This window comes from Stagnihabitans sp. (assembly GCF_964946895.1).
On sequence record NZ_CBBQHX010000081.1, the window covers coordinates 1 to 7,588 of the forward strand.

The following is a 7,588-nucleotide window of genomic DNA, read 5'->3' on the forward strand; positions in this document are numbered from 1 at the left end:
GCCACCGGATCGAGAACATGTTCGGCAAACTCAAGGACTGGCGCCGCATCCACACACGCTATGATCGCTGTGCCCACACCTTCATGTCCGCCATCTGCATCGCTGCAACCGTCATCTTCTGGCTCAATCAATGAGTCCTGAGCCTAGGTCATATTCAGTCTAAATAAAATTCTGAATTAACCTCGGGATGTATAGAGCGATAGAGAAACCGCGCCTGAAATTACGGCCAAAGACCTGCGCTATACTGGGCACAAGAATGACGGAACATCAGGGTCTAAGCCAAGCAGCGTTGCAAAACGCTCAGTCCAGATAGGCTGCAGCAGCCAACTGCTTCCCAAGCGCCGTCATTCTGCCTCCTCCGAACATCTGTCGTGCGCGGGGTCTCGCTGCCCAAAATGCATGAATGGCGATTTGCCAACTCTCGCCCTTTGCGACCTGCAGGCAGTCTCAGGAGCACTTTTCGGAAGGTCAGCCTGGAAACAGGTGATTCGCCGCTTCTAGCCGGAGCTGATGTTTGTGCCCCCAGATCTGAGCGAGCTTAAACAGCTCAAGTTAACTATAAATTTACACCATCTCGAATTTGCCCGTCTCATTATGGGGCAGGATAAGCGAAGGTTATAAGCCCAAGTAATTATTTTCTCCAAATAAAAATTAAAAACTGCTCAGTCGAACGACAAAATACATGGATATCAGATTTATCCAGACTTAAGCACTCGACACAGAAGCGGTGACTGTACTCATTCACCACGAGATCAAGTTTTCAGAAAATTATTATACGCGATTTTGCGTAGGGGGAAGTTATGGCCATCGACACCTTGCTCAAGCCTTTCGTTCTTGACGGAACCGACATTGCGTTTCTTCTTGCTCAGGTGACTTTCCGTCCCCTGTTCGATGCCAATCACAACGCCTTGCTGAATTGGGATGGTACGACAAGCGCCTACGACGGGCTGGGTGCGCAGCTGTATGATGCGCCCACTCGCACGATCACCGAGGCTGGCCTGACCTCGCTCGGGCTGACGGGGACGTCGCAGACCGTCGATGCCACGACTGCGCTGAACCTGTTCGGCTCGTCCTACCAGACGGTCGTGGACCTTTCGGGCATCCGCAATCCCTCGGGCCAGAACAACAACCTCTCCGGCCTGCTGTGGCAGTACGGCGCGGTCGATCAGATCTTCCCGCGCATGGCGGCGGCGTTCAACACCCTGCCTGCCGCGCACGATGCGGCAGTCCAGGCCTATCTGGCGGCACACCCAGACATGACGGCGGCCGACTTCGACATCCTCTCGCCCGCCGCCCAGCAGCCTTATTTCATCAATTACTACAAGGCCGCGCCCACCGCGAAGTACGCGATCCTGCCGGACCCAAGCGCCACCACGCTGACCGATGGCACCAAGCAGCCGATCATCATCCAGAATGTGGTCGATTCCTCGCCGCGAGCGATCAGCCTGCTGACGACGACCGCCGGCGTGGTTTATGACACCTGGGCCAATCACCAGACCGATCCGGCGCATGGCGCCCACGCTCCCAATGAAATCTACTATGACGCAAATGGTGTCGCGACCGTGCTCGACTGGGGCATGCTGAACACCGTAGCCGATGGTGGCCTTGGCCAGGTGGACACCCAGGCCCGCTTCATCGGTTCAGCCGGTGCTGCCTCGACGGGTTCGGTGACCGCGGGTGCCGATGCCACCCAGGGCGATCACTTCATTGGCGGCCTGAACCCCGGCGTTTCGCCCTCGAACGGCTTCTTCGTACTGTTCGGCCAGTTCTTCGATCACGGGCTGGACTTCATCGGCAAGGGTTCGTCGGGCAAGACGATCAAGATCACGCTCGATCCCACCGATCCGCTCTATGGCATGGTAGGTCCGGACGGCCGGCCGGTCACCTCGATCACGATCAGCCGCGCCAATGTGGACAGCGTCACCTCCACTGGCCCGCAGTATCTTGATCACACCTCGCCGTTCATCGACCAGAGCCAGACATATGGCTCGCACCAGCAGGTCACCGATCTGCTGCGCGAATGGGTGGTTGATCCCGTGACCGGCAAATATCACGCCGGCATCCGCATGCTGGACGGCACCACGCTGGCGCAGGCCTGGACCAAGGCCGATGGCACGACCACGCATGATACGCTGCCGACGCTGAACGAACTGCGCGCCGCCGTGGTCGCCACCGGCCGCGACGCGCTGACCTGGGAAGACGTGCTGGATCTGCGCAACCGCGATGCCAGCGGCAAGCTGACCAGCGGCACCACCGGTTCGTCTCTGCTGCTCGACAACAATCCGCGGTTCGATACGGTGCACCTTCACCAGGGCAATGCGGCCGAACAGACCGCGGTTGATGCGGCGATCCAGTTCCTTGCAACGCAGGTCGCGAACAACCCTGGCCGCCCGGGCGACACGTTCGGCATGGTCAATGGCGTTCTGACCCTGCATCTGGCGACCGCCCTGCCCACCGGCCCGTCTTCGTCGATTCCGGCAGGCACCGACCTGACCGGCGCCAGCGCGCTTTCGTTCTGGGTCGATTTCAGCACCTTCTCGATCAAGGACTTCTCGCATGGCGCGGGCGGTGATTTCACCGCCACGCACGACGCCGTCAGCGAAATCCTGATGGCTTCGGTCGGCGATCACTACATCGCCGGTGACGGCCGCGTGAACGAGAACTTCGGCCTCACTTCGATCCACCACGTGTTCCATGAAGAGCACAACTATCAGGTCGACAACTTCATCGACGCGCTGCACCGCGATGCGATCGTTACGGGCAGCACCGACAACCTGCACGGCTTCCAGAACGCCGTCGCAGCGGTCGATGGCACAGCACTGGCAAGCGGCGTCCATGTGGTGAACGGCCACTACGAGAACGCAGCCGGCGACTATGTGACGGCCAATGGCGCGATCAACTGGGATGCCGACAAGACCTTCAACGCGGTCAAGCTGATCGTGGAAATGGAATACCAGCACTCGGCGGTCGACCAATATGCCCGCAACGTCTCGCCGAACATCCAGGAATTCGTTGGCTATTCGCCCAACAAGAGCCCGGGTGTAACGCTGGATTATGCGCAGGTGGCGTTCCGCTTCGGCCACTCCACCCTGCGCGAAACGATCGACACGATCGATCCCAATGGCGGCCTGACCGGCAAGATCATGGGCTATGCGCTGCGTGATGCCTTCCTGAACCCGGACCAGTATGCCCTGTCCGGCCCTACGGCGATCGTGCTGGGCATGACGCACCAGCAGATGAACGAGGTGGACGAATTCGTCACCCCGGCACTCAACCAGGGCCTGCTCGGTCAAGCGCTCGATCTGGCGGCGATCAACATTGCCCGCGGCCGTGATATCGGAATCCCGACCCTGAATGACTTCCGCGCCGAGGTCGGCCTGACGCGCTACACCAGCTGGAGCAATTTCGGGCAGAACATGCAGCACCCGGATTCGCTGGCGAACTTCATCGCGGCCTATTCGTTCAGTGATGGCTCAGGCAATGCCCAGAACAACGCCGACGCGCTGGCCCGGGCCCAGGCGATCATCGATCTGGCCAATGGCAACTACAGCGAGGTCAATTCGTCTGCCACAGTTTCGGGCGACGCTCTGGCGAAGCTGGCCACCGGTGACCAGAACGCGACCCTTGACGCTGGCGTGACCTTCGCCCTCAACTTCCTTGACGGCGGTGACCAGAGCTTCAACCAGATCGATACCTGGCTGGGCGGTTTGGCGGAAGTCCATCAGCCGGGCGGCCTGCTGGGCGAAACCTTCGACCTGGTGTTCGTGACCCAGATCGAATCGCTGATGGACGGCGACCGGTTCTATTATCTCTATCGCCTTGCCGGTCAGCAGTTTGGCGCGGAAGTGGCGAACGGCCAGTTGAAGGACATCGTTGAGCGCAACACCGGGCTCAGGCACCTGAACGGCAACATCTTCGGCTATGCCGACAAGTACTATGATTTCGGTGCTCACCGCGAAGTGTTTGTCGCCAATAATGGCGGTAACTCTGAAACCCAGACGACCAGCAACAACCACAAATATGGTGACGTCGTTGATCAGAACGGCAATCCTGTCACGAATATCAACACGCTTGGTGCCCATAACGGCATCGGTGCGCTGACGTGGCACAACAACGTGGCCAATGCTTCAGCCGCGAATAACTACGAGAACAACGGCGAAGGCGTTGGTATCTATTCCAACGGTGGCGGCACCCAGGCGCTGGACGGCTCGATCATCAAGCTCGATAACTACGCCTATATCCGCGACACCCGCACGCTCGACAACGGCGCGGATACCGGTGCCAACAAGCTGAATGGTGGTACCAATCTCGATGGCACGCCGAACTCCGGCGCGGAATCCAGCGAAGTGATCGCAGGCACCGCGTTCCGCGACCTCATCTATGCCGGCGGCGGCGACGATACCGTCTATGGCGATGGCGGCAACGACATCATCTATGGCGGATACGGCATCGACCGCCTGTATGGCGGTGCCGGGTCCGACACGATCTACGGCGGTGACAACCCCGACCTGATCGATGGCGGCGCCGGCGACGACTTCCTCTATGGCGAATCGTCGGGCTCCGACATCAACGGTGCTGACCAGGTGGTCGGCGGATCGGGCAACGACTTCATCTCGGGCGGCATCGGCATCGACAAGCTGTCGGCCGGCAGCGGCGACGACAAGGTCTACGGCGATCAGGATACCGATCCGTTCACCCACGGCGATGACGGCAACGACTATGTCGATGGCGGCTCGGGCAGCGACATTCTCTTTGGTGACAACGGCGACGACGTGCTGTCGGGCGGCGCCGACCAGGACCAGCTGTTCGGCGGAGCCGGCGATGACATCATGCGGCCCGGCGACCCCACCGGCGCGACGGGCATCGGTTCGGACGAAGTGCTGGGCGGTGACGGCGTGGACGATCCGGGCAACAAGCCCGGCACCACCGGCTTCGACATCATCGATTTCTCGGATAACACGATCCGCCCGGGTGGGGTGACCTTCAACCTTGGCAGCCAGACCGCCCCGGGCGTCGCAGTCAATGGCAACCTCACTCAGGTTCCCAGCTCGCAGGTCGAAGGCGTGATCGGCTCTGCCGGCGGTGACACCCTGACCGGTGACAATGCCACCGGCGTGGCTGGCTGGCTGGTCGGCGGCAACGGCGATGATACGATCCAGGGCGGTAGCGGCAACGACATCATCGTCGGTGGATCGATCCGACTGGATACGCTGATCGGCAAGTACGGCGATGCCAGCGCCTACGTGCACAGCGCCGAGTACGACAAGGCGCATGGTGCGACGGAATCGCTCGACGTTCTTGAAGCCCGCTACGCCGGCGCCACCCACCGCGTGGCGTGGGATGCCGCGCTTGATGGCAAGGGGCTGATCGACGAGGTGAACGCCAAGTACGGTCTGACAGGCGCGTCCGCCTATGAAGACCATTTCACTGAAATGCTGCGTTCCGATCAGTTCAAGGACATCGTGCTGGGCAATTCCTCCAGCGCCGGTGTCGCAAGCACCACCAGCGGTAACGACGTTGCGGTCTTCACCGGCAATATAGCCGACTATTCGATCGCCATTACCTATTATGATCTCTCAACCCGGATGCTCGTGAAAAACGCGAACGCGAACACGGTCCAGGTCCTGAAAGTCTCCGACAGCGTGGCTGGCCGGGACGGGCAGGATCTGGTGCTCGGCATCAGTAAGCTGCAGTTCGCCGACACGACCGTCGTCTATGCCAACCATGCGCCTGTCATCAGCAGTGATGGTGGCGGTGCGACAGCGGCAGTGTCGATTGCCGAAAACAGCACGGCAGTGACCACTGTTGCAGGGACCGACCCCGATCCTGGGACGACCCTGAGCTACGCAATCACCGGCGGCGCAGATGCGGCTCTGTTCCAGATCGATGCCGCAACGGGTGCGCTGAGCTTCAAGGCGGCGCCTAACTTCGAAGCGCCTACCGATGCCGGCGCCAACAACGTCTACGATGTTGTTGTCGAGGTGTCTGACGGATCGCTGGCTGACACCCAGGCGATCGCGGTCACCGTCACGAACCTGAATGAAACCCCCACAATCACCAGCGGTGGCGGCGGTGCGACAGCCACAGCGTCGATTGCCGAAAACAGCACGGCAGTCATCACCACTGTCACCGCTACCGACCCCGATGCCGGGGCGACCTTGAGCTACTCGATTTCCGGCGGCGCAGATGCGGCCCGGTTCCAGATCAATGCCGCAACAGGTGCGCTGAGCTTCAAGGCAGCGGCGAACTATGAGGCACCTGCAGATGCCGGCGCCAACAACGTCTACGATGTTGTTGTCCAGGTCTCTGACGGATCGTTGACCGACACCCAGGCGATCGCGGTCTCGGTCACCAATGTGAATGAGGCACCGGTGCTGACGGGCGCGGCTGCTGTGCTTGGTTCAGGTACCGAGGACACTGCCTACACCGTGTCGGCAGCAAATCTGCTGAGGGGCTACACAGACCCCGAGGGCGATACGCTTTCCATTTCCGGTGTCAGCGCGAACCATGGTGTTATCACGGATAACGGCAACGGCACGTACACGTTCAGCCCTGACGCCAACTACAATGGCCTGGTGACGCTGAACTTCACTGTCTCGGATGGAAAGGGAGGCAGCACGGCTGGGACACAGTCGTTCACGCTCGCAGCCGTTAACGACGCCGCGGTCTTTGCAGGAAACATCGCGGGAACAGTGGCGGAAGCCAGCCTGCTCAATGGGACCTCGCAGGTCACAGGTTCGCTCACCATCACCGACGTCGACAACACGCCCGCCTTTGCCGCCCAGTCGGTAACTGGCACCTATGGCTCGCTGTCGCTGGCTGCAAACGGCAACTGGACCTATGTCCTTGCGAACAACAATCCGACTGTCGACGGCCTCAGCACTGGCCAGACCTTGACCGATCGGGTGACCGTTAGATCAAGTGATGGCACTACCCAGGTGATCACCATCACGATCACTGGCGCCGATGATATCCGCACCGGCACTGCCGGCAACGATACGATTACCGGAACGTCAGGCAATGACTTCATCTCCGGTTTGGCCGGCAACGATACCCTCGACGGCGCCGCAGGCAACGATGTCCTTGATGGCGGAGCCGGCAATGACACGCTCACCGGCGGGGCAGGTTCCGACACCGCATCCTATGCCAGCGCAACGGCTGGGGTGACTGTCAGCCTCGCCTTGACCACCGCCCAGAACACTGGCGGCGCTGGGACCGATACGCTCGCAACGATCGAGAACCTCACTGGCTCGGACTTCAACGACACGCTGACCGGTTCTTCGGGGAACAACGTGATCGATGGCGGCGCAGGTAACGACATCATCGATGGTGGAGCGGGTAACGACACCCTCATTGGCGGTGCAGGTACCGACACGGTGAGCTATGCCAGCGCCGCTGCGGCGGTGACGGTGAACCTGTCGCTGACCGCTGCGCAGAACACCGGTGGCGGCGGTACCGATACACTCTCGGGCTTCGAGAATGTAACGGGCTCGGGGTCGAACGACACGCTGAGCGGAGATGCTGGCAACAATGTGCTCGATGGCGCTGCTGGCAACGATCTCCTGGATGGCGGAGCGGGCAATGATAC

2 protein-coding genes are annotated in these 7,588 nt (G+C 60.7%); both read left to right on the forward strand.

What is annotated here, in order from left to right; all coding sequences use genetic code 11:
* Window positions 1-134, forward strand: a 134-nt coding sequence (locus tag AC1Y2B_RS23140; protein WP_482255485.1) for a transposase, incomplete at its 5' end; no start/stop codon positions are given.
* A 666-nt stretch (window positions 135-800) separates the two neighbouring features.
* On the forward strand, window positions 801-7,588 hold a 6,788-nt coding region (locus AC1Y2B_RS23145; protein WP_482255484.1), incomplete at its 3' end, for a peroxidase family protein.